20 protein-coding genes are annotated in these 21,605 nt (G+C 48.0%); 1 reads left to right on the top strand and 19 read right to left on the bottom strand.

From position 1 onward, the window contains the following. Positions 1–11: 11 nt before the first annotated feature. Complete coding sequence (locus LSG37_RS04510) at positions 12–926, bottom strand: M23 family metallopeptidase (protein ID WP_233078742.1); 915 nt, start codon at positions 924–926, stop codon at positions 12–14. A gap of 29 nt (positions 927–955) precedes the next feature. Between LSG37_RS04510 and LSG37_RS04505 the strand changes: the two genes are divergently transcribed. Next, positions 956–1,432: a DUF721 domain-containing protein gene (locus LSG37_RS04505; RefSeq protein ID WP_233078741.1), complete on the top strand. Its 477-nt coding sequence runs from the start codon at positions 956–958 to the stop codon at positions 1,430–1,432. Here LSG37_RS04505 and lpxC read toward each other — a convergent pair. From lpxC to chrA, 18 genes are all read right to left on the bottom strand, one after another. After that, on the bottom strand, positions 1,429–2,340 hold the full coding sequence (gene lpxC, locus LSG37_RS04500) for a UDP-3-O-acyl-N-acetylglucosamine deacetylase (protein ID WP_233078740.1): 912 nt from the start codon (positions 2,338–2,340) through the stop codon (positions 1,429–1,431). The genes LSG37_RS04505 and lpxC overlap by 4 nt on opposite strands. Positions 2,341–2,443: 103 nt before the next feature. Continuing rightward, positions 2,444–3,631 (bottom strand): cell division protein FtsZ, encoded by a 1,188-nt coding sequence (ftsZ, locus tag LSG37_RS04495; RefSeq protein ID WP_233078739.1) that lies wholly within the window; start codon positions 3,629–3,631, stop codon positions 2,444–2,446. A gap of 37 nt (positions 3,632–3,668) precedes the next feature. Then, on the bottom strand, positions 3,669–4,904 hold the full coding sequence (gene ftsA / locus LSG37_RS04490; protein WP_053424145.1) for a cell division protein FtsA: 1,236 nt from the start codon (positions 4,902–4,904) through the stop codon (positions 3,669–3,671). Next, positions 4,882–5,658, bottom strand: a complete 777-nt coding sequence (locus tag LSG37_RS04485; protein WP_233078738.1) for a cell division protein FtsQ/DivIB — start codon at positions 5,656–5,658, stop codon at positions 4,882–4,884. Before LSG37_RS04485 ends, ftsA begins: the two co-directional genes overlap by 23 nt. Further along, positions 5,655–6,569, bottom strand: coding sequence for a D-alanine--D-alanine ligase (locus LSG37_RS04480; RefSeq protein WP_233078737.1), 915 nt, complete (start codon positions 6,567–6,569; stop codon positions 5,655–5,657). Before LSG37_RS04480 ends, LSG37_RS04485 begins: the two co-directional genes overlap by 4 nt. Before the next feature lie 3 nt (positions 6,570–6,572). Then, complete coding sequence (gene murC / locus LSG37_RS04475) at positions 6,573–8,021, bottom strand: UDP-N-acetylmuramate--L-alanine ligase (protein WP_233078736.1); 1,449 nt, start codon at positions 8,019–8,021, stop codon at positions 6,573–6,575. After that, the gene (gene murG, locus LSG37_RS04470) at positions 8,018–9,133 is read right to left on the bottom strand and encodes an undecaprenyldiphospho-muramoylpentapeptide beta-N-acetylglucosaminyltransferase (protein WP_233078735.1); all 1,116 of its coding nucleotides are present in this window, start codon (positions 9,131–9,133) and stop codon (positions 8,018–8,020) included. Before murG ends, murC begins: the two co-directional genes overlap by 4 nt. After that, positions 9,126–10,301, bottom strand: a complete 1,176-nt coding sequence (ftsW, locus tag LSG37_RS04465) for a putative lipid II flippase FtsW (protein WP_436286415.1) — start codon at positions 10,299–10,301, stop codon at positions 9,126–9,128. The genes murG and ftsW overlap by 8 nt, the downstream gene beginning before the upstream one ends. A gap of 20 nt (positions 10,302–10,321) precedes the next feature. After that, positions 10,322–11,647, bottom strand: coding sequence for a UDP-N-acetylmuramoyl-L-alanine--D-glutamate ligase (gene murD / locus LSG37_RS04460; protein ID WP_233078733.1), 1,326 nt, complete (start codon positions 11,645–11,647; stop codon positions 10,322–10,324). Between the two features lie 3 nt (positions 11,648–11,650). Next, complete coding sequence (gene mraY, locus LSG37_RS04455; RefSeq protein WP_233078732.1) at positions 11,651–12,733, bottom strand: phospho-N-acetylmuramoyl-pentapeptide-transferase; 1,083 nt, start codon at positions 12,731–12,733, stop codon at positions 11,651–11,653. After that, positions 12,727–14,103 (bottom strand): UDP-N-acetylmuramoyl-tripeptide--D-alanyl-D-alanine ligase, encoded by a 1,377-nt coding sequence (locus LSG37_RS04450; protein ID WP_233078731.1) that lies wholly within the window; start codon positions 14,101–14,103, stop codon positions 12,727–12,729. Before LSG37_RS04450 ends, mraY begins: the two co-directional genes overlap by 7 nt. After that, the gene (locus tag LSG37_RS04445) at positions 14,100–15,569 is read right to left on the bottom strand and encodes a UDP-N-acetylmuramoyl-L-alanyl-D-glutamate--2,6-diaminopimelate ligase (protein WP_233078730.1); all 1,470 of its coding nucleotides are present in this window, start codon (positions 15,567–15,569) and stop codon (positions 14,100–14,102) included. Before LSG37_RS04445 ends, LSG37_RS04450 begins: the two co-directional genes overlap by 4 nt. Next, entirely contained in the window at positions 15,559–17,313 is a 1,755-nt protein-coding gene (locus tag LSG37_RS04440; RefSeq protein ID WP_233078729.1) for a penicillin-binding transpeptidase domain-containing protein, read from the bottom strand. The genes LSG37_RS04445 and LSG37_RS04440 overlap by 11 nt, the downstream gene beginning before the upstream one ends. Continuing rightward, positions 17,310–17,618 carry a cell division protein FtsL gene (gene ftsL, locus LSG37_RS04435; protein WP_233078728.1) on the bottom strand — a complete coding sequence of 103 codons (309 nt, stop codon included), beginning with the start codon at positions 17,616–17,618 and terminating at the stop codon, positions 17,310–17,312. The genes LSG37_RS04440 and ftsL overlap by 4 nt, the downstream gene beginning before the upstream one ends. Next, on the bottom strand, positions 17,615–18,553 hold the full coding sequence (gene rsmH, locus LSG37_RS04430) for a 16S rRNA (cytosine(1402)-N(4))-methyltransferase RsmH (RefSeq protein ID WP_233078727.1): 939 nt from the start codon (positions 18,551–18,553) through the stop codon (positions 17,615–17,617). The genes ftsL and rsmH overlap by 4 nt, the downstream gene beginning before the upstream one ends. Then, positions 18,553–19,017, bottom strand: a complete 465-nt coding sequence (gene mraZ, locus LSG37_RS04425; RefSeq protein ID WP_233078726.1) for a division/cell wall cluster transcriptional repressor MraZ — start codon at positions 19,015–19,017, stop codon at positions 18,553–18,555. Before mraZ ends, rsmH begins: the two co-directional genes overlap by 1 nt. A gap of 570 nt (positions 19,018–19,587) precedes the next feature. Beyond that, positions 19,588–20,214, bottom strand: a complete 627-nt coding sequence (locus LSG37_RS04420; RefSeq protein ID WP_233078725.1) for a flavin reductase family protein — start codon at positions 20,212–20,214, stop codon at positions 19,588–19,590. Then, the gene (gene chrA, locus LSG37_RS04415) at positions 20,214–21,557 is read right to left on the bottom strand and encodes a chromate efflux transporter (protein ID WP_233078724.1); all 1,344 of its coding nucleotides are present in this window, start codon (positions 21,555–21,557) and stop codon (positions 20,214–20,216) included. The genes LSG37_RS04420 and chrA overlap by 1 nt, the downstream gene beginning before the upstream one ends. Positions 21,558–21,605: the final 48 nt, after the last annotated feature.

Here is a 21,605-nt window from a genome sequence, read left to right as displayed (position 1 = left end):
CTGGGTATGTATTATTGAATACGGCGATTAACAAACATCATAGGGTCAATTTGCTGACCATTTTTCAGTACTTCGTAATGCACATGGGGGCCGGTTGAACGACCAGTGCTGCCCATAATGGCAACTTCCTGACCTTTGGTTACCATCTGCCCTACCTGAACAGTGGTCTCTTTGGCGTGAGCATAGCGGGTGCGATAGCCATCGCTATGCTCAATTTCTACCATTTTACCGTAACCAAAACGTTCGCCAGCCCAAGTGACTATACCACCTGCTGTAGCGAAAATAGAATCACCTTCCCTGCCAGCAAAATCTACGCCACGGTGCACTGCGGGTTCTCCGCTAAAGGGATCACTGCGCACACCAAAACTCGACGATAAATAACCACTTAATACAGGGCGGCCCGATAACTGAACGCTTTTTCCTATATGGTGATTCAAATCCAGAGATTCAAGCATCGCAAAACGGGTTTGTTCTGATTGCAGGTTTTGTTCTAACTCATTGAGCTGTAACAATACGGCGTTCAATTCAGCCAGACTGATTTCAGTAGAGGTTTGCGCAGGTCCGCCCATGGCGGGATCCTGATGTAGGTTAAACTCTTCAGTCGATAAATTGGCGGCGTCAATTAACCGTTCACCGACCATATTCAGTCGGTTCACCTGCGCCTGCAGTGTTGCCACTTTGGACGTCAACGCAGCCAGCTGATTTTCAGCGCGACGGCGAATATCAGCAATTTCCTCTGTTTCAGCGGCACGGCTCAGCTGGACTTTTTCAAGTTCAGCATTACCTTTCTGAAACAGATTTGCAAAAGCTGCTCCTGCACCAGACGCAATACAAAAAAGTAAGACGGCCGTGACTGTCAGTTGCGATGGCGTACTGCCAAAGCTGAAGTGGCGATGTCGGCCACGATAGAAAACTGTTACACTCATGCAACCTCAGTATAAATTCATAAGTTAAGATGGCGCGCTATTCTCAGAAACCAGTGGATCTAAGTCAGTTGCTGCAACAAAGCTCTTTGTTGTCGACTATGCAGCACGCCGATCTGTTGCGCCAACTTAATACCGAATTAGCGCAGTTTCTGCAACTGGATCCATCCGGTTTTTGCAAAATTAGTACCATAAAAGCTGGTCGCTTAGTAATTTTATGCCAATCGCCTGCCTGGGCAACCCGGCTGAAAATGCAAAGAGAGGCCATTCTAGACAATTTCCGCCAGAAAATCTTGCCGGATTTAGCAGGAATCGACATTGAAGTGTCACCCAATACCCAGCTGCAGTATGTCAAAGCGGAAGAAATCAAAACTGAAGGACCTAAAATCTCTGAACAAGCTGCGGTGTATTTACTGGCTTTAGCACAAAACAGTGAAGGTGAGTTAAAGCAGAAACTACAAAGGCTAGCAGAGCTGGCTCAAAAGCCTGGCTCTGCCCCCAAAACTTAGGCCAGCTGTGGCGCTAAGTACGATATTGGCATTTGCGCTTCTTTGTCGAAGCTAACAAATTCCCAGTTCGCCTGATCAGCAAGTACTGCAGACAATAACTGGTTGTTTAAAGCGTGGCCCGTTTTATAAGAACGGAACTCGCCCAGAATGCTGTAACCGGCCATATATAAATCACCGATTGCATCCAGAATTTTATGTTTAATAAATTCGTCTTCATAGCGCAGACCATCCTGGTTTAATACCCGGAACTCGTCCAACACCACGGCGTTATCAAAACTGCCGCCTAACGCCAGATTATTGGCGCGTAAATATTCAATATCCTGTAGGAAACCAAAAGTACGGGCACGGCTGATGTCTTTAATAAAAGACGCAGCTGAGAAGTCGAGCTTCATGCGCTGTTTGGTTTCTGAAATCACAGGGTGATCAAAGTCGATCGCAAAATCCATACGGAAACCGTGGTGTGGCACAAACTCAGCCCACTTATCACCGTCTTCAACCCGTACTTTTTGCTTAATGCGGATAAACTTTTTGGCTTTTTTCTGCTCACTGACGCCAGCTTCCAGCAACAGGTAAACAAAAGGGTTGGCACTGCCGTCCATAATAGGAATTTCAGCAGAGTCTACTTCGATAAACAGGTTATCGATGCCTAAGCCAGCCACTGCAGCCATTAAATGCTCAGTGGTGGACAGGCGTACGCCGTCGTCGTTGATCAAACATGTACACATCACAGTGTCGCCCACTAATTCAGGGCTGACTTTAAAATCAACGATCGGGTTCAGATCGACACGCCGGAATACAATACCGGTATTATCAGGAGCAGGCCGGAGAGTAAGCGTAACCTTTTCTCCCTTGTGTAAACCTACCCCGATCGAGCTGATTGATTTTGCAATGGTACGTTGTTTAATCATATTTTTTCCTGTTCAAATATTGAACAAATCCAAAATGGCGGCGAAGCATAACATAGCTGACCAGCTATGCCAACCTTTGGGCCTTTTGTAAGCTGACTGAAAATCAGTCAGCTTGTTTACGTAAAAACGCCGGAATATCGAAAATATCGATGTTCGCTTGTTTCTCCGCTACTGGCTTACTTTGCACATTTGGTACTTCTAACGGTGCCTGTGACATATCACGGGCGGCGTTACCCTGATGATGAGCATAGCTTGTACCAGCATTGCCATAAACGTGCGCTGAACGAACTGGTTCATGACGGTGATTTGGCACCAGGCTGATATCAGGCTTACGCTCTGCACCTATACCTGTGGCAACCACAGTGACACGAAGTTCATCAGACATATCAGGATCAATAACAGCACCTACGACCACAGTCGCATTTTCTGAAGCAAAAGCTTTCACTGCATTACCTACAGTTTCAAACTCTTCAATGCTGATATCAAGGCCTGCAGTGATATTCACCAGAATACCCTTAGCACCTGATAAATCGATATCTTCCAGTAACGGGCTGGAAATCGCTTGTTCAGCCGCTTCTTCAGCACGGTCCGGACCTGAAGCACGGCCAGTACCCATCATCGCAGTACCCATTTCTGACATTACTGTACGCACGTCGGCAAAGTCGACGTTAATCAGACCAGGACGAGTGATAAGCTCTGCAATACCTTGCACCGCACCTAACAATACGTTGTTCGCCGCTTTAAACGCATCCAGCAGGCTGGTGCCTTTACCTAAGACTTTTAATAACTTGTCGTTAGGGATAGTGATTAATGAGTCGACATGTTTTGCCAGCTCAGCAATACCTTCGTCCGCATAAGCTAAACGCTTTTTGCCTTCGAACGGGAATGGCTTAGTCACCACAGCCACAGTCAGAATACCCATCTCACGGGCTACTTCAGCCACTATTGGAGCAGCACCAGTACCAGTACCACCGCCCATACCGGCAGCGATAAAGATCATGTCCGCGCCTTGCAGCGTTTTCTTAATAGTTTCACGGTCTTCTTCTGCAGAACGACGGCCAACATCAGGGTTAGCACCAGCGCCTAAACCTTTAGTCACACCAGCACCCAGTTGCAGGGTCATATGGGCAGACGAGTTACGCAGCGCCTGCGCGTCGGTATTGGCAGCAATAAACTCAACACCTTCGATGTTGCTTGCAACCATATACTCAACAGCGTTACCGCCACCACCACCAACACCTATTACTTTAATGACAGCTTCTTCGCTGTGGTTTTCCATTAACTCAAACATAGCTCTCTCTCCGTTTTAGTACGCTTACTCAAAAAAGTTAAAATTCGCCTTTAAACCAGCTGGTGAGTCGTTTCACCATGCCGCCGACTGACTCGCGGGCAGCGACAGCTTTTTTCTGCTGGGTCCGCATGTCTTTTCCATAAATCAGTAAACCCACTACGCTGGCGTAGGCCGGGTCCTGTACATATTCTCTTAAACCTGTAATGCCAATGGGGTAACCCAATCGCACCGGCATCTGAAACACATCTTCAGCAAACTCTATGGCACCTTCCATTTTGGCGGTACCACCTGTCAGCACTATGCCTGCGGCAATTTGCTCTTCCAGACCACTGCTGCGGATTTCTTCCAGCACCAGTTCAAACAATTCCTGATAGCGGGGTTCAACCACTTCTGCCAGGGTATGACGTGACATGCTTCGGGCAGGACGACCACCCACGCTTGGCACTTCAATGTTTTCTTCTTTACCTACCATGCTGCGCAGTGCACAGGCGTATTGCACTTTAATATCTTCGGCGTGGCCTAAAGGCGTGCGGAAGATTTTGGCAATATCGCTGGTAACCTGATTACCGGCCACAGGGATCACTGCGGTATGGCGCAAAGCGCCATTGGTAAACACCGAAATGTCGATAGTGCCGCCGCCCATATCGACGACGCAGACACCCAGCTCTTTTTCATCATCCGTCAGCACTGCATAGCTTGATGCCAGGGAAGAGAAAATTAGCTGGTCGACATGCAGCTCGCAGCGCTCAGCACATTTTTCGATATTTTTTGCCATATCATTGGCACAGGTGATGATGTGAGCCTTGGCTTCCATCCGCACCCCTGACATGCCGATCGGGCTTTTAATGCCTTCCTGCATGTCGACTGAAAATTCCTGTGGCAGTACATGCAACATGCGACGTTCGGCCGAAATAGGCACTGACTTGGCGGCGTGAATGACGTTGATCACATCTTCAGCTGTCACTTCGGCGTCATTAATAGGCACCATGCCACTTTCGTTCTGACAACGAATATGTTTACCAGTAATACCTAAATACACAGAAGACACGCGGCAATCGGCCATCAGTTCGGCTTCTTCCACGGCGCGGCGCACAGACTGCACCACCAGGTTCAGATCGTTGACACCACCTTTGTCCATACCACGGGCCACATGAGTACCCACACCAACAATACTTAACTGATTGTCAGCGGTAATTTCGCCCACTAAGGCTTTAACCTGTGCTGTGCCTATATCTAAGCCAACGATAAGATCACGTTCTGTCGACTTTGTCATCTTGTTCTCTTTGTTCTGGCGCTTCGACCCAACGTACAGCGACGCCTGTGTCATAACGCAAATCAACTTCGGCGACTGCCTGAGTTTTATGTTTACTAATCACAGGGTACAAATCGATAAACCGCTGCACCCGCTTTGCCGTATCTTCCCGGCCAAGAGTCAATTGAATGCCCTCTGCTAAATTCAGTTGCCAGGCCTGACGGGCTGACACTGTTAACCCTGTTGCCATATGCTGATGGACGGTCAGCATCTGATTCAATTGATTGAACATGGTCAGTGCATCCTGCTCGGCCCCGTCCGGACCTTGTAACTTTGGCAATGACTGTTTTAGTTCAGCCACAGGAGCGACAAAGAGTTGACCTTGTTGATTGAGTAAATATTGGTCATTCCATACCGCCACTGGCTTATGTTCAGTCACCACCACCACGAGCGTATCAGGCCATTGTTTGCGCACGGCTGCCTGAGCGACCCAGGGTTGTTGCTGCAGAAACAGCTGCACCTGATCCACGTTCAAATTAAAAAAGTTGCCCAGATACTGTTGTTGCAGCTTTTGGTTTAACCCTGCAGCTTCAATCTGAGAAAAATCGCCATAAACCTTCACTTGCTGAATAGGAGCACTTTGCTGATCCTGGCTCCAAAGCCAGATCTGATACCCCATCCAACAAACAAACCAAATAGCAAAACAGAAAAAGGCCACACCAGCCCAAAAGGCTTTGTTGATAGGTGTTGCTACTGTCTTGCCGTTTTTAGTCATAAGGTCTGTTCTAAAATCTGTATAACTAACTGCTCAAAACTCAAACCCGCTGCTTTGGCCGCCATAGGCACCAATGACTTCTCTGTCATGCCAGGCACAGTGTTCACTTCCAGCAGATAAAAATTACCCTGTTCGTCCAGCATTGCATCAACACGGCCCCAGCCTGATGCGCCCACAGCAGTAAAAGCTGCAGCAGCGGCTTGCTGTAAAAACGCGGTCTGGTCGGCTGTTAAAGGCGCAGGACAAAGGTATTCAGTGCTGTTGGACTGATACTTGGCTTCATAGTCATAAAAAGAGCGGGGAGTACGCATTTCAACAATGGGCAAAGCCTTACCGTTTAATACAGTCACAGTAAATTCGCGGCCCTGGATCCACTGTTCAACCAGTACATCAGCATCGTATTTAGATGCCACAGCCAATGCCTGTTCCAGCTCTTGCGCAGTGCTTGCTGCACTCATGCCGATACTGGAGCCCTCATTGGCTGGTTTCACCATCACTTTACCAGCTAACTGTTGCAAAATATCCTGATAATTCAGTTGCTTCCCAGCTTCAGCTACCAAGAACTTGGCCGTAGGCAAGCCTTGAGCCTGAAACAGCCACTTGCAACGGATTTTATCCATCGCCAAAGCTGAACCTAAAACACGACTGCCTGTATAAGGCAGACCCATTAACTGTAAAGCGCCCTGCATAGTACCGTCTTCACCACCACGGCCATGCAGTACGATAAATACGCGGTCAAAACCAGCTGCAGTCAAAGCACTTAAAGGCTGCTCTTTAGGGTCAAAAGCATGGGCGTCAACACCTTGCTTTTGCAAAGCGGCCAGCACAGCGGCACCAGAACGCAGCGACACTTCGCGCTCTGCCGAGGTTCCACCCAACATCACAGCCACTTTGCCAAATTTGCTGCTCATACTTCAAGCTCCCTCGTTTGGTTTTAATGCAGAAATTGCTAATTTAGTTGCCGCCAGTTGTTTGGCCAGCGCGCCTATATTGCCAGCACCCTGAGTCAGCAGCACATCACCGTCCTGCAACACATCAGCTAAAGCTGCAGGCAAGTCGGCAGGGGTTGCCACATAAATAGGATCCAGCTGACCACGGGCGCGGATAGAGCGGCATAAACTGCGGCTATCTGCACCAGGAATAGCGGCTTCGCCTGCGGCGTATACTTCAAGCAATAACAATAAATCGACAGAAGACAGCACTTTGGCGAAATCTTCGTATAAATCACGGGTTCTGGTGTAACGGTGTGGCTGATAGGCCATCACGATACGGCGCTCTGGCCAGGCGTTACGTGCCGCAGCTAAAGTGGCAGCGACTTCACTTGGATGGTGACCATAGTCATCGACCAGCAGCACTTTGCCACGGCCTGTATCAAACTCGCCGTACTGTTCAAAGCGACGGCCTATGCCTTCAAACTTCTTCAGTGCGGCTAAAATGGAATCCGTGGCTATGCCTTCATCTTTGGCTACGGCAAAAGCTGCGGTCGCATTTAATGCATTGTGACGGCCGGCTAAATTCAGCTCAATCTGGCTGGCAACACCGTCTTTATCGGTAATAACAAAATGGCTTTGAGTGCCGGTTTGGCTGAAGTCGCTGATGACATAATCCGCATCTTCACTAAAGCCATAAGTAATGACAAAACGGCCAATTTGTGGGATCAACTCACGCACTACAGCATCGTCGATACACATTACGGCCACACCATAAAATGGCAGGTTATGGCAAAACTCCAGGTAGGTGGCTTTCATTTTTTCAAAGTCACCCTGATAAGTTTCCATATGATCAGGTTCGATATTAGTGATCACTGACGCCATAGGCTGTAAATGCAGGAAAGAAGCGTCGCTCTCATCCGCTTCGGCAATTAAATAGCGGCCAGCGCCAAGACGAGCATTGGTGCCTGCAGAATTCAGTAAACCACCAATGACAAAAGTAGGGTCAGTGCCAGCTTCGGCAAAAATAGAAGCGATTAAGCTGGTGGTGGTGGTTTTACCGTGGGTACCGGCAATAGCAATACCATGACGGAAACGCATTAATTCAGCCAGCATTTCAGCACGGCGCACCACCGGAATACGGTGTTCAATAGCAGCCGCCACTTCCGGGTTATCGGTTTTAATAGCGCTGGAGACTACAACTACGCTGGCACCTTCGATATTTTCTGCCTTATGACCAATCACAATACAAGCACCTAAGGACGCTAGGCGGTCAACCACAGGATTTGGCGCTATATCTGAGCCTGAAACTTTATAACCTTCATTGACTAATACTTCGGCAATACCACCCATACCAGCGCCGCCGATCCCCACGAAGTGGATCCGCTCTACTCTGCGCATAGCATTTTTCTTTTGTTGTTTTGTATTGCTCATTTAGCCTTACCTGTTACTTCACCACAGACTCTTACAACTTGTTCTGCGGCATCATCTATTGCTGTTCTGCGGGCATTATTTGCCAAATGACGCAGCGCACTTTTGTCCTGTAACCAGGACTGGAGCAAAGGCAACAAAGCACCTTTACTGAATTCACTTTGTGGCAGTAACACTGCCCCTTGCTTTTGCACTAACCAGCTGGCGTTGGCCGTCTGATGATCATCAATGGCGGATGGCAAAGGCACAAAAACTGCTGCTACTCCGGCACAAGCCACTTCAGAGACTGTTAGAGCACCAGCGCGGCAAATCACTAAATCAGCCCAGGTGTAAGCAGCAGCCATATCTTCAATAAAAGCACTGGCACTGGCTTTTAACTCAGGCAAAGCGGCATAGGCTTGCTGCACTTGCTGTTCCATCGCCTTACCCGTCTGATGCCGTATTTCCAGCGCACCAGTCTGAGAGGCTTGTGCAAACAAAGCAGGCAATTGCTGATTAAACACTTGCGCACCTAAACTGCCGCCAACCACTAATACTTTTAAACTTTGTGTTGCCGCCTGCAGTTGCTTTTGACCAGACACAGCCAGCACTTCAGCACGCACAGGGTTACCCACCACCAATCTGTCTTTGCGATCAGCAAAAGCTTGCGGAAACGCCACTAATACTTTTTTGGCAATACGGGCCAATAATCTGTTGGTGGTGCCAGCTACTGCATTTTGTTCATGTACTATTAAAGGCTTACCCGCTAACCATGCAGCCAACCCACCTGGTCCACTGGCATAACCACCAAAACCTAATACCAGTTCAGGGTTCAGTTGTTTGACTAAAGCACGGGCCTGACTAATGGAACGCCATAACATCAGCGGTGCTTTGACTAAGCTTTTGATACCCTTACCACGTAAACCAGCCACAGCAATGCTATGAAATGGGAAACCAAACTGCGGTACCAAAGTCGCTTCCATTCGATCGGCTGTACCCAGCCAATGAATGTTCCAGCCTTGTTGCTTCAAAAGTTCAGCTACAGCTTTGGCCGGGAAAATATGACCACCAGTGCCACCCGCCATAATCAGCGCTGTTTTTTGCTTTTGATCAGGAGTTTGCATCAGCTCAGGCATGAGGACCTCCGCTAATGGCATGTCGACCTTTCAGTCGGACTTCAAAATCAATGCGCAATAACAAAGCTGCAGCCACCATCATAATAATTAAGCTACTGCCACCTGAGCTTATAAAAGGCAAAGTTAAGCCTTTCGTTGGCAGCACGCCGCTGGCAACACCTACATTGACGCAGGTTTGAAAACCAATCCAAATCGCCAGCGCATAAGCTAAAAAGCCATGAAAGCTCATGCCTTTAAACAAGGCTTTGTTACCAATCCATAAAGCGCGGCTAACCAGTAAAAACAGTAAGCTTAGAATGACAAACACACCTATAAGGCCGGTTTCTTCTGCAATCACAGCAAAAATAAAGTCGGTATGAGCTTCTGGTAAGTACTCCAGTTTTTGCACACTGTTGCCCAAGCCCTGGCCAAACCAGCTACCACGGCCAAAAGCCATCAGCGATTGGGTCAACTGGTAGCCGTTACCAAAAGGATCGGCCCATGGATCTAAAAAGGAGGTCACACGACGCCAGCGGTATTCGCTGTACACAATCAACACACCAATAGCGGCTAAACCTGTGAAAATTAAACAGAAAAACTGCCATAACTTAGCACCAGCCAAAAACAGCAACACCACAGAAGTGGCAAACATCACTATCACTGTGCCCAGATCTGGTTGCATCAGCAAAAGCACAGCCAGAATAAACAGGATAATCAAAGGTTTGATAAAGCCTTTCAGATTTTCCCGCACTTCTTCATGGCGGCGTACCAGGTAACTGGCCAGATAAACAAAAAAGAATAATTTGGCAGGTTCTGCCGCCTGAATATTAATAGGACCAAGCGCCAACCAACGGGTTGAACCATTGACGTTACGGCCAAACAACAACACGGCGATCAACAGTACCAAAGCCAACATCAGTAATAAGATATTGGTGTTATGCCACCAGGACACAGGCACGTTCAACACCACATAGGACGCAGCTAAACCTATCACCAGATACACCAAATGCCGGATAGTGAAATGCATCGGATTACCATACAAACGTTCTGCCACAGGCACTGAGGCGCTGGTGACCATAATAATGCCCACACCAATCACCAAAGCCAGCAACACCAGAAACAGCTTGTCGTAGCTGTTGGCTTCATCACGTTGCCACCACAAAGCTATTGCTTCGCTGGGTGAAGGCATAAGGTTCATCAGCATTTGCTTCATAACCACACCTTCTGTACAGCGGCAGCAAACTGCTGGCCACGGTCCTCGTAATTTTTAAACATATCTAAGCTGGCACAGGCTGGTGATAACAACACCAAATCATTTGCAGTGGCCAGCTGAGCTGCAGTTTTTACTGCGGCCATTAAATCTTTCACTTCAAAGCTGCCTGCTTTAAGTGCTGCAATAGCAGGACCATCCTGACCTAAAGTAATTAAGTGATCGACGTCACTATTTAGCACTGTTGCCAATTCACTGAAATCAGCGCCTTTGCCATCACCACCTGCTATTAAAATCAGCTTGCCGTGAACTTCAGGACGTAAACCAGCAATAGCCGCCAAAGTAGCGCCCACATTAGTGGCTTTGGAGTCGTTGACCCAACGCACAGCTTTATGGTCCAGCACTAACTGGCAACGGTGCGGCAATGAGGTAAAGGTCTGCAGCGCTTTGACTAAGCCTTCGCGGCTTGCACCAGCAGCTAAAGCTAAAGCGCAGCTGGCCAAGGCATTAAACTGATTATGCAAACCGACAATGGTCATATCGCGCACTGGCATTAAAGGCTCGCCCGCAACCAACAACCAGCTTTCGGCCTGATGTTGAACCACGCCGTAGTCTGTACCTGCTAAATCTAAAGCCAAAGAAGGAACCGAAGTCTTTGGCGTCGTTAACTCATCGGCTTTATTGTAAATCGCCAAATCTGTACCCTGATACACCCGTTGTTTGGAAGCAGCATAAGCGGCCATAGTGCCGTATCTGTCCATATGATCTTCAGTCACATTTAAAATACAGGCGGCTTTGCTTTGTAAGGAATGCGTGGTGTCCAGTTGGAAGCTTGATAGCTCCAGTACAAACACTTCAGCATCGCTTTGCAGCGCATCCAGAATAGGCAAACCAATATTGCCCGCAGCTACAGCTCGTAAGCCAGAGCACTGCAGCATATGAGCAGTTAAGCTGGTGACAGTGGATTTACCATTGGCGCCGGTAATAGCCAGCACAGGCTTCTGGTTTTGCAGTGCAAACAGCTCAACATCACCAATCAGATGAGCACCTTGTGCCAAAGCAAAACGTATAGCCGGATGTTTAGGGTCTAAGCCGGGGCTGACAACCAACACATCCATATGAGCTAAACGGTTGGCGTCCAGTTCACCTAAATAAATACCGTCCACTTTGTCGGCCGGAATTTGATCCAACCCGGACACTTTTAAGCGGGTATCCATCAGGACAGGTTTCACGCCTTGTTTCAGCAAAAAGCGCACTGTGGCCAGACCTGAAAGGCCTAGTCCTATCACAGCAACACGTTTTCCCTGGAACAACTTAGCGTTCATCTTTTATCTCAGTTTTAAAGTAGCTAAACCAATCAGCACAAAAATGACTGACAAAATCCAGAACCGCACAATAACGCGAGGCTCAGGCCAGCCTTTTAATTCGTAATGATGGTGAATAGGCGCCATGCGGAAAATCCGCTGGCCGCGTAATTTGTAAGAACCGACCTGCAAAATTACCGACACGGTTTCCATCACAAAAACACCGCCCATAATAAACAGCACTATTTCCTGACGGACTAAAATGGCAATCACGCCCAGCACTGCACCTAAAGCTAAAGACCCCACATCGCCCATAAAAACCTGAGCAGGATAGGTATTAAACCAAAGGAAACCCAGGCCTGCGCCGACCAAGGCAGCACAGACCACCACCAGTTCACTGGCATGAGGCAGATAAGGAATATTCAGGTAGTTGGCGAAATTCACGTTACCGCTGGCGTAGGCGATAATGGCAAACGCAAAGGCCACCATAATGGTTGGCACTATGGCTAAACCGTCTAAACCATCGGTTAAATTCACCGCATTGCTGGTACCCACAATAACGAAATAACACAAAGCAATGTAGATAAAACCCAGCTGTGGCAGCACATCTTTAATAAATGGCACTACTAAACTGGTTTCAGCCGGGCGTTCTGCCGTGGCATAGAGGAAAAAGGCGATAGCGATGGCAAACAGGGACTGCCAGAAGTATTTCCATTTGGCGATCAGGCCTTTTGGATCTTTACGCACCACTTTGCGATAGTCATCAATAAAGCCAATCCAGCCAAAGCTTACCAGCGTAAAAATCACCACCCAGACGTATTTATTGCCAAGGTCTGCCCACAGCAGAATGCTGGCCAACACTGAAGCTAAAATCAGCAAACCGCCCATAGTCGGAGTGCCTTTTTTCGAGAAATGGCTTTGTGGGCCATCATCCCGTACGGTTTGACCGATTTGCAGTTGTTGTAGCTTAGCTATTAGCTTGGGGCCAAAATACAGGCTCAGCATTAAGGCGGTTAAAATACCCAGAATAGACCTGAAAGTCAGGTAACTGAATACGTTAAAGGCATTGATATATTGAGTTAAATACTCGGCTAACCACACTAACATGAGCTGATCTCCTGCTGACATCTTTCTAGCAAGTCCTGCACGACCAATTCCATTTTGGCGCTGCGCGAACCTTTGACCAGTACGGTGCTACTCGACTGTTCATCAAGGATCGGGCCTAACTTTTGGATCAGTTGCTGACGGGAACTAAAATGGGCCCCTTGGCCGTTAAATAAATCACTGGCGCTCTGTGATAACACACCCAAGGTGAATAACAGATTAATTCCCTTTTGTTTGGCGTATAAACCGACTTCTTCATGGTACAAACGGGCATCAGCGCCCAGTTCACCCATATCGCCAAAGACTAATACTCTGAAACCAGGATAAGTAGCCAACAAGTCGATGGCGGCCTTAGTGGATTCAGAATTCGCATTATAGGTATCGTCAATCAGACGTAATTTGTCGCTGGCTTGTGTGACATTAATCCGGCCTTTGACCGGCGTCATCGCCGCCAAACCTAACTGCACATCGGTCAGGCTGGCACCTAAGGCCAAAGTAGCAGCTGCTGCAGCCAGCGCATTAGCCACGTTATGTTTGCCAGGTAACACCAATTGAATAAAAATGCGGCCTTGCGGGCAAACCAAATCAAAGCTGGCACAACCTTGTTCATTCAGCACTACATGTTCAGCGGTAAAATCGGCTGCCTGAGTGCTGCTAAAGGTCAACACAGTTTTATTCTGTAACCGCTTTAACCAGTAATCAGAAAATTCGCTGTCCAGCGGCACTATGGCAACACCAGCAGGGCCTAAAGAGCCATAAATTTCGCCTTTGGCACGAGCCACACCAAACAAATCGCCAAAACCTTCCAAATGGGCAGCAGCCACATTGGTGATAATGGACACTTCAGGTTTCACCAACGAAGAGGTGTAAGCGATTTCACCTAAATGATTGGCACCCAGCTCCATCACAGCGTACTGATGCTGCTCTGTTAAACGTAATAAGGTTAAAGGCGCACCAATATCGTTGTTAAAGTTGCCGGCAGTCGCCAGCACATTACCAATACGATCCAAAATGGCTGCCATCATCTCTTTGACCGTGGTTTTACCCACACTGCCAGTCACAGCCACAGATTTAGGATTGACCTTTTGCTTCACTGCAGCACCCAAAGCGCCTAACGCTAAACGGGTGTCGGCGACAATAATCTGCGGCACTGCGACATCCAGCTGCTGATCAACAATTAAAGCGACTGCACCTTTACTGATCACATCAGCGGCAAACTGATGACCATCAAAATTCGGACCTTTTAAAGCAATAAACAAATCGCCTTGAGTAATATTGCGGCTGTCTGTGCTGACGCTGTTGATCTGAATATCAGCACCAACCAGTTGTCCCTGCACTAGTTGTGCTATTTCTTTTGTTTGTAAAGGGATCATAAAGCAGTCTCCGTCACCAGTTGTCGAACAAAAGCGCGTTCGTCATAAGGCAAAACTTCATGGCCAATGATTTGATAATCTTCATGGCCTTTACCGGCGATCAGTACCAGATCACCAGCTTTGGCTTGTTCTAATGCGCTGCGTATGGCCGTTTTACGATCGGTGATCAACTGATACTGGCCTGCAGTACAGCCTGCCGCTATATCCAGGCAAATCGCCATGACATCTTCAGTGCGTGGATTGTCCGCAGTAATAATCAGTTGGTCCGCTAAACGTTCTGCAATAGCACCCATTAAAGGCCGTTTACCTTTATCTCTATCGCCACCACAACCAAAGACCACCCAAAGCTGGCCCTGACAATGGTTACGAACCGCGATTAAAGTTTGCTCCAGCGCATCAGGCGTATGGGCATAATCCACCACAGCCATTACCTTACGGCTTGGCTGATAAAACTGTTCGATACGACCCGGCACACTACATAGTTGCTGCACAGCCACAACTAAAGTGTCAAAGCTATGACCCAGCTGCAACATAGCGCCGAAAGCGGCCAAAACGTTTTGAATATTAAATTCACCCAGCACTTTCAGCTGTAATTGTTGCTGACCCAGATGACTGGTTAAGCGGAACTGATAACCCAGCGGGGTGATTTCCAGTTGGTCGTAAGCCAAATACTCGCTATAGCCCTGGCAATCTTTCAACTGCCCATAAGCCAGCACAGGAAGAGTGCAGTCAGCCGCTAACTGGCGGCCAAACTCATCGGAAACATGAATCACAGCTTTTTTGGCTAAATCTGGCTTAAATAACAAAGCCTTGGCTTCGCCGTACGCTTGCATAGTGCCGTGATAATCCAGATGATCGCGGGTTAAATTGGTAAACAGAGCCACTTCAAACTGCAAACCAGCCACACGTTGTTGCACTAACGCATGAGACGATACTTCCATCGCCACCAGCGCTTTGCCTTTGGCTGCTTCGGAAGCAAGAATACGGTGAATATCCACCAGATGAGGCGTAGTGTTATTCAGTGCAGTCAAACTGCGATAATCGCCATACCCCAAAGTGCCAATCACAGCGGCTTGTTGCTCTAACAGCACAGCCAGTTGATTGACAAAAATTGCAGTGCTGGATTTGCCGTTAGTGCCAGTAATACCCACAAGTTGCTGCGCCTGATGTGGATAAAAAGCGGCAGCCAAGGCTGGCAACAATTGAACCAAATCAGTTACAACCACAATGCGCTGATCATTAAGCGCGCTCTGAGTATCGGTTAATACCAACACAGCACCAGCAGCTAAAGCCTTTTCAATAAACTGATTGCCATGCGTTTTGGTACCAGGCAAAGCTAAAAAAACATCACCACTTTGTACTTCCGCGCTGCTGATACGTAAATTCTGTAACGGCAAAGCCGCCACAGCAGTGGGCAACTGAATTGCAAAAGGTGTCAGCCATAGCTGAAGTGAGTTAGCCGGCATTGGGCACCTCACTGATCTTGCTGATACGGCTGTCGTTGGCATCAGGTGCAATATTGAGTAACTGCATGGCAGCACCCGACACAGCAGAGAACACAGGAGCAGCAACTTCGCCGCCGTAATAATAATCGCCGCTTGGTTCGTTGATAATGACCACAACTGCAATACGAGGGTCAGAAATAGGAGCTACGCCAGCAAAAGATCCGATATAGTCATCGCTGTAACCACGGATACCGGCTTTTTTCGCAGTCCCTGTTTTTCCACCTACTCTATAACCAGGCACAGCCGCTTTTTTTGCACTACCACCAGGTCCCACCACAGCTTCTAACATCGCCACCATATTGTCGGCATGTTGTTCGCTGATCACACGTTCACCTTGAGGTTTTTTGGTGCTTTTGAAAATAGACAAAGGGTAAGACACACCACCGTTAGCTATAGTGGCGTAAATGCGGGCCAATTGCACCGCATTCACCGTAAAGCTATAACCAAAGGAAACTGTAGCTAAAGCGTGTTCGCCCCAACGCCTTTGTTCACGCAATACTCCAGACGTTTCGCCAGTCAGACCTAAACCTGTTTCTGAGCCCACGCCCATCTTGTAATACATATCAAGGAATTTATCCGTTGGCATGCCTAAAGCTAAGCGCGTAACCCCTATATTACTGGACTTGCGCATAATGCCGGTCAGGTCCAGATCTCCATAACCATTGACATCACGCACTAAACGACCACCAATACGTACAGGACCATAACCCGTAGAAATCACCGTATCCATAGTGGCAGTGCCATTTTCCAAGGCGGCCAAAACAGGCAATGGTTTAATGGTAGAACCGGGTTCAAAGGTATCTGTGATAGCACGGTTACGGTATCTGTTGCTGTCGGCATTCTTTCTGTTGTTTGGGTTGTACGAAGGTGCGTTGGCCAGTGCCAGTACTTCACCGTTGTGTACGTCAACCACCACTACAGAGCCTGAAGTCGCACCAAACTGCATCACAGCTTTTTTCAGTTCACGGTAAGCGACTGCCTGAATACGCTGGTCGATACTCAGCTGGATATTATTGGACGCCTGACCATCAGTTTGTGACAAGACTTCAACTTCACGGCCTTTGGCATCTTTGCGAATGGTTTTTAACGCAGGTTTGCCGGTTAAAACGTCGTTAAACTGACGTTCTATCCCTTCCATGCCCTGATCGTCCACATTGGTAAAACCTAACAGATGCGCAGTAACTTCACCGGCCGGATAATAGCGGCGGGATTCTTGCTGAAAAGCAATACCAGGAATTTTTAACTGTCTAATGTAATCCACTGTGGCAGGACTGGCCTGACGTTGCAGATAAACAAAACGTTTGGAGTCGTCGGCACCAATTTTGTCCGATAATTGCTGCGGGCTGATTTGCAGCATATCCGCCAGCGCATGCCAGCGACGTTCATCAATTTTATGTCTGCTGCGCAGCACCAGCTGTGGATCCGCCCAAATCGATTGAACAGGTACGCTGACCGCCAGCTCTTCGCCATTACGGTCTAAAATCATGCCACGCATCGCAGCGTCAGATTTCACCCGCAGCGTTCGCATATCGCCTTGTTCCAGCAGCATTTCAGGTTCTAACACCTGCAAATAAGCTGCACGGATAATCAGTGCGCTGAATACCGCCAATAAGGACACAATTACAAAAGCAAAACGCCAACTGATGACAGTCGGCTGTTGATTCTTTTTCGCCTGCTTTTTAGGTGCTGCTGGTTTCTTTATCATGGTTCCTGCACCACCACATCTTGCGGGCCGCTGGGCCTGACCATATTGAGTTTGGTCGCTGCCAGCTCTTCAACCCTGCTGTGCTCGGACAAAGCCCTTTGCTCCAGCAACAAATTGCGCCACTCCATTTCCAGGGTGTCGCGATGTTGCAGTATTTTATCTTCGTACATAGTCAACTGGCGGTTCATATGAGTGAATTCCACCACGGCCAAAGCTGAACCTAAACAGCACAGCATCAGCACCAGCAGAAACTTGTGCTGCCAGATATCGCTGATGATTAGACGGTTCAGTTTAATAGCGCTCATGCGGTTTTCTCCGCTATACGTAATACAGCGCTACGGGCTCTGACGTTGTTTTCCAGTTCTGCATCAGACGGCATAATAGCTTTGCCAATCAGTTTTAATGGCGTGTACAAATTCAGTTGATCTTGCGTCAGGGGTAAACCTTTAGGAATGGCAGCGCCTTTGCTTTTTAAACGCATAAACTGCTTTACCATCCGATCTTCCAGCGAGTGGAAGCTAATCACAGTTAAACGGCCACCAGGTTTTAATACATGAACAGCAGCGTCCAGCGCAGTTTTGATCTGATCCAGTTCACTATTGATGTAAATACGTATGCCCTGAAAGCTACGAGTCGCAGGGTGTTTTTTCTCTTTGTGGCTTTTTGGTACTACTGTGCTGATTAAGCTGGCCAGCTGAGCTGTGCGGGTCAGTGGTTGCTCACTACGGCTATCTACTATCGCATTGGCAATACGCCAGGCTGATTTTTCTTCACCGTATTCACGTAATACAAAAGTAATGTCTTCGACATCTGCTTTCGCCAGCCAGTCGGCAGCTGAAATACCAGAAGTTGGATCCATCCGCATATCCAGCGGGCCATCACGCATAAAGCTGAAACCACGTTCAGCATCATCCAGTTGCGGTGAAGACACACCTAAATCCAGCAATATACCGTCAACCTTGCCGGTAATGCCGTGGTCTTCAGCGATTTGGGCTAAAGCAGCAAAAGGACTATGGGTAATAGAAAAACGTGGGTCAGCTAATAAAGGCTGGGCTGCGGCAATAGCAGCAGGGTCGCGATCAATACCGTATAAACGGCCTTGTTCGCCTAGTTTAGATAAGATCACTCTGCTGTGACCACCGCGGCCAAAAGTACCGTCGAGATAAATCCCGTCGGGTTTGATGGCTAATCCGTCTATGGTTTCAGCCAATAAGACAGAGATATGGGCGCTTTGATCCATTAGAGTACAAAATCCTGCAGCCGCTCTGAGATCTCGGCGTCGACGGACATATCACGTTCAATTGCCATATCTTCGGCAACACGTTTATTCCACGTATCTTCGTCCCAGATCTCGAATTTGTTAAGTTGTCCGACTAAGCGGATGTTTTTTGTCAGGCTGGCATGGCTTCTTAGTGGCGCAGGTAATAGAATGCGGCCGCTTTTATCCATGTCACAATCTGACGCGTGGCCTATCAATAAACGTTTAAAGCGCAGCTCTTGTGGGTTCTGATTGGATAAACGCTGCAATTGTTCTGCAACCTCTTCCCATTCAGGCAGTGGATACAGCAGTAAACAAGGATCTTTGGTGTGAATAGTACAAACCATGGCGCCTTCTGCATCAGCAAATAAGGTATCGCGGTAACGCGTTGGCAGCGCTAACCGACCCTTATCATCCAATGTTAAAGAAAACGACCCACGGAACATATTAATCCCACTTCATTGTTGTTTGATCCTGATATTTGATCCACAAATACCCACAATTTCCCACTGATGTACAGTTTAGGGCCGCAGAAGAAAGCTTGTCAAGGTGAAAACCCCTTTGTTTGATCATGACAGATCCAGTAAAAACAAGGCTTAGCGCGAAGATCCTGATTTCTGTGGGAAAAAGTGGAAGAAAAAAACCATAAAATAGTTTGAAATTTTTTATTTAGTTACGCATAACCCAATGATTCAGACTAACAGCCAGCCGCACGCGACCAAGCTGCTGTTACCAAAGCTGTGACAGCGATTTTTTCGGCCAAAGGATCTTAATAACTCTATGATTTTTAATAATATAAATTGATATCTCGCGCAGAGACGTCAGCAAAGGTAGTTATAAACGATAATAACTGCAAAAGCTTATCGCTTTCAGAAGGAGGTGAGAAAAGCAGAGAAACAGGCTACTAAACACAAGGCAATATCAATAAAATAAAGCGACACAAGGTAAGCAAGCGCTCACAACAGGCATTAAAAAAGCCCTGAGCACGAGAGCGCATTCAGGGCGAAACAGGGAGTTTAGCGACGGACTGCCGAAGCAGGTCGGGCTAACTGAAATATATCAGCAGCAACCCTGCTGTAACCTGAACCACCAATACGACTGATTAAATCCATTTTGTAAGGATCAGGCATGCCATTGACATCCAACACAGAGGGATTGATATAGATAGCCAGCACTTCTGCAAAAATCACTTCGCAGCTTGGGTTTTCCGGCGGATAAGGTTGCAACTTTGCCAGCCGGCATTCCAAAGCTACAGGAGCCAACGCCACCCGGGGCACTTTAATTTGGCTGGACGCGGCCTGCTCCAGCCTTGCTAAGTCAAATTCACTTTCATTAGCAGGCACTGCGGCTGCGCTGATATTCATTTCATTCGCCAGCGCATGAGGTACCAGATTCACCACAAAATCCCGGGTAGCTTCAATATTCAGGCTGGTATCTTTTCGACTGCCATCTGCTTTATGTTGAGTGGAAATCATCAAGGTCGGCGGCTGATCCGTCACCATCTGAAAAAAACTAAAAGGCGCTAAATTCAGCACTCCCTCTGCGGACAAGCTCGATACCCAGGCAATAGGACGAGGGGTAATAGTGCTGGTTAACAGCTTATAGGCAGCTGAAGGGTCCAGCTGCTGCAGATCAATCCACATTAATAACTACTCCAAAAAGACAAGATGAAGCCCAAAATGGCAGCTCCGGCGATAACCCGCATCAATCCCTGCTTCGCCACAAACAAAGCCAGCGCAGCCAGTATGGTAATAAACACGGCTTGCCAGTCGATAGCACCAGCAAAACCTGTAGGCCATAACACATGGTAGGCAAAAAACAGCGCTAAATTGACGATAACACCGACCACTGAAGCACTTATTGCCGTTAATGGCGCAGTCAGCTGCAACTTGCCTTGGGTAGATTCCACCAGCGGGCCGCCTGCAAGAATAAAAATAAAGGAAGGTAAAAAAGTAAACCAACTGACCAAAAGCGCAGCTATCACCCCTGCTGCAAGCATTAAATCAGGCCCAAAACTGGCCTGTACATAAGCACCAACAAAAGCGACAAAAACCACCACCATAATTAGCGGACCAGGCGTAGTTTCCCCTAAAGCCAAACCGTCCATCATTTGCCCAGGTGTTAGCCAGCCAAATTTATCCACAGCGCCCTGATAGACATAAGGCAAAACAGCATAAGCACCACCAAAAGTCAGTAAGGCTGCTTTGGTAAAAAACCAGCTCATTTGGGTAAGTTGATGTTGCCAGCCCAAACTGAAGGTCAATGCCAGCATAGGCACAATCCAAAGCACTAAACCGCAAGCCACCACAACCACAAAGCGGCTCCAACGAAACAACGCATGGTCAGGAGTGGGCGTTGTATCGTCAATCAAAGCCGGACCATAACTTTTTTGGGAAGCAGTATGACCGCCAGATGAAAACACTACAGGTGCAACTTTGCTGCCGATAAAACCAATCAAAGCAGCAGACAAAACAATAAGCGGGAATGGCAGTTGAAAGGCAAAAATAGCGACAAAAGCGGCAACAGCTATAGCCCATAACAACGGGTGTTTCATCACCCGCCCGCCGATACGCCAGGCGGCATGCAGCACTATGGCGGCTATGGCAGGTTTAATCCCATAAAACAAAGCAGCCACCCAAGGGTGCTCGCCGTACACCAGATAACCCCAGGAAAGCAGCACCAACAACAGCAAAGACGGCAGAATAAACAACAACCCCGCCACCACACCACCTAAAGTGCGGTGCATCAGCCAGCCTAAATAAGTTGCCAGTTGCTGCGCCTCAGGCCCGGGCAACAACATGCAATAATTCAGCGCATGCAAAAACCGGCCTTCACTGATCCAACGGCGTTTTTCCACCAGCTCAGTATGCATCAGGGCAATCTGCCCGGCAGGCCCACCAAAACTGATACAACCCAACTTGAGCCAAAACCAAAAGGCTTGCCAGAAAGGGATGGCATTCGGTGAAGCTGAATTTATAGGGGACATAACAATCAGAACTAAAGAAGTAAGGCGTCCAGACTAGCAAACTTTGCG

The sequence above is a fragment of the Rheinheimera soli genome (assembly GCF_021290985.1).
Lineage (GTDB): Bacteria > Pseudomonadota > Gammaproteobacteria > Enterobacterales > Alteromonadaceae > Pararheinheimera > Pararheinheimera soli.
This window is presented reverse-complemented; position numbering and strand designations above follow the sequence as displayed.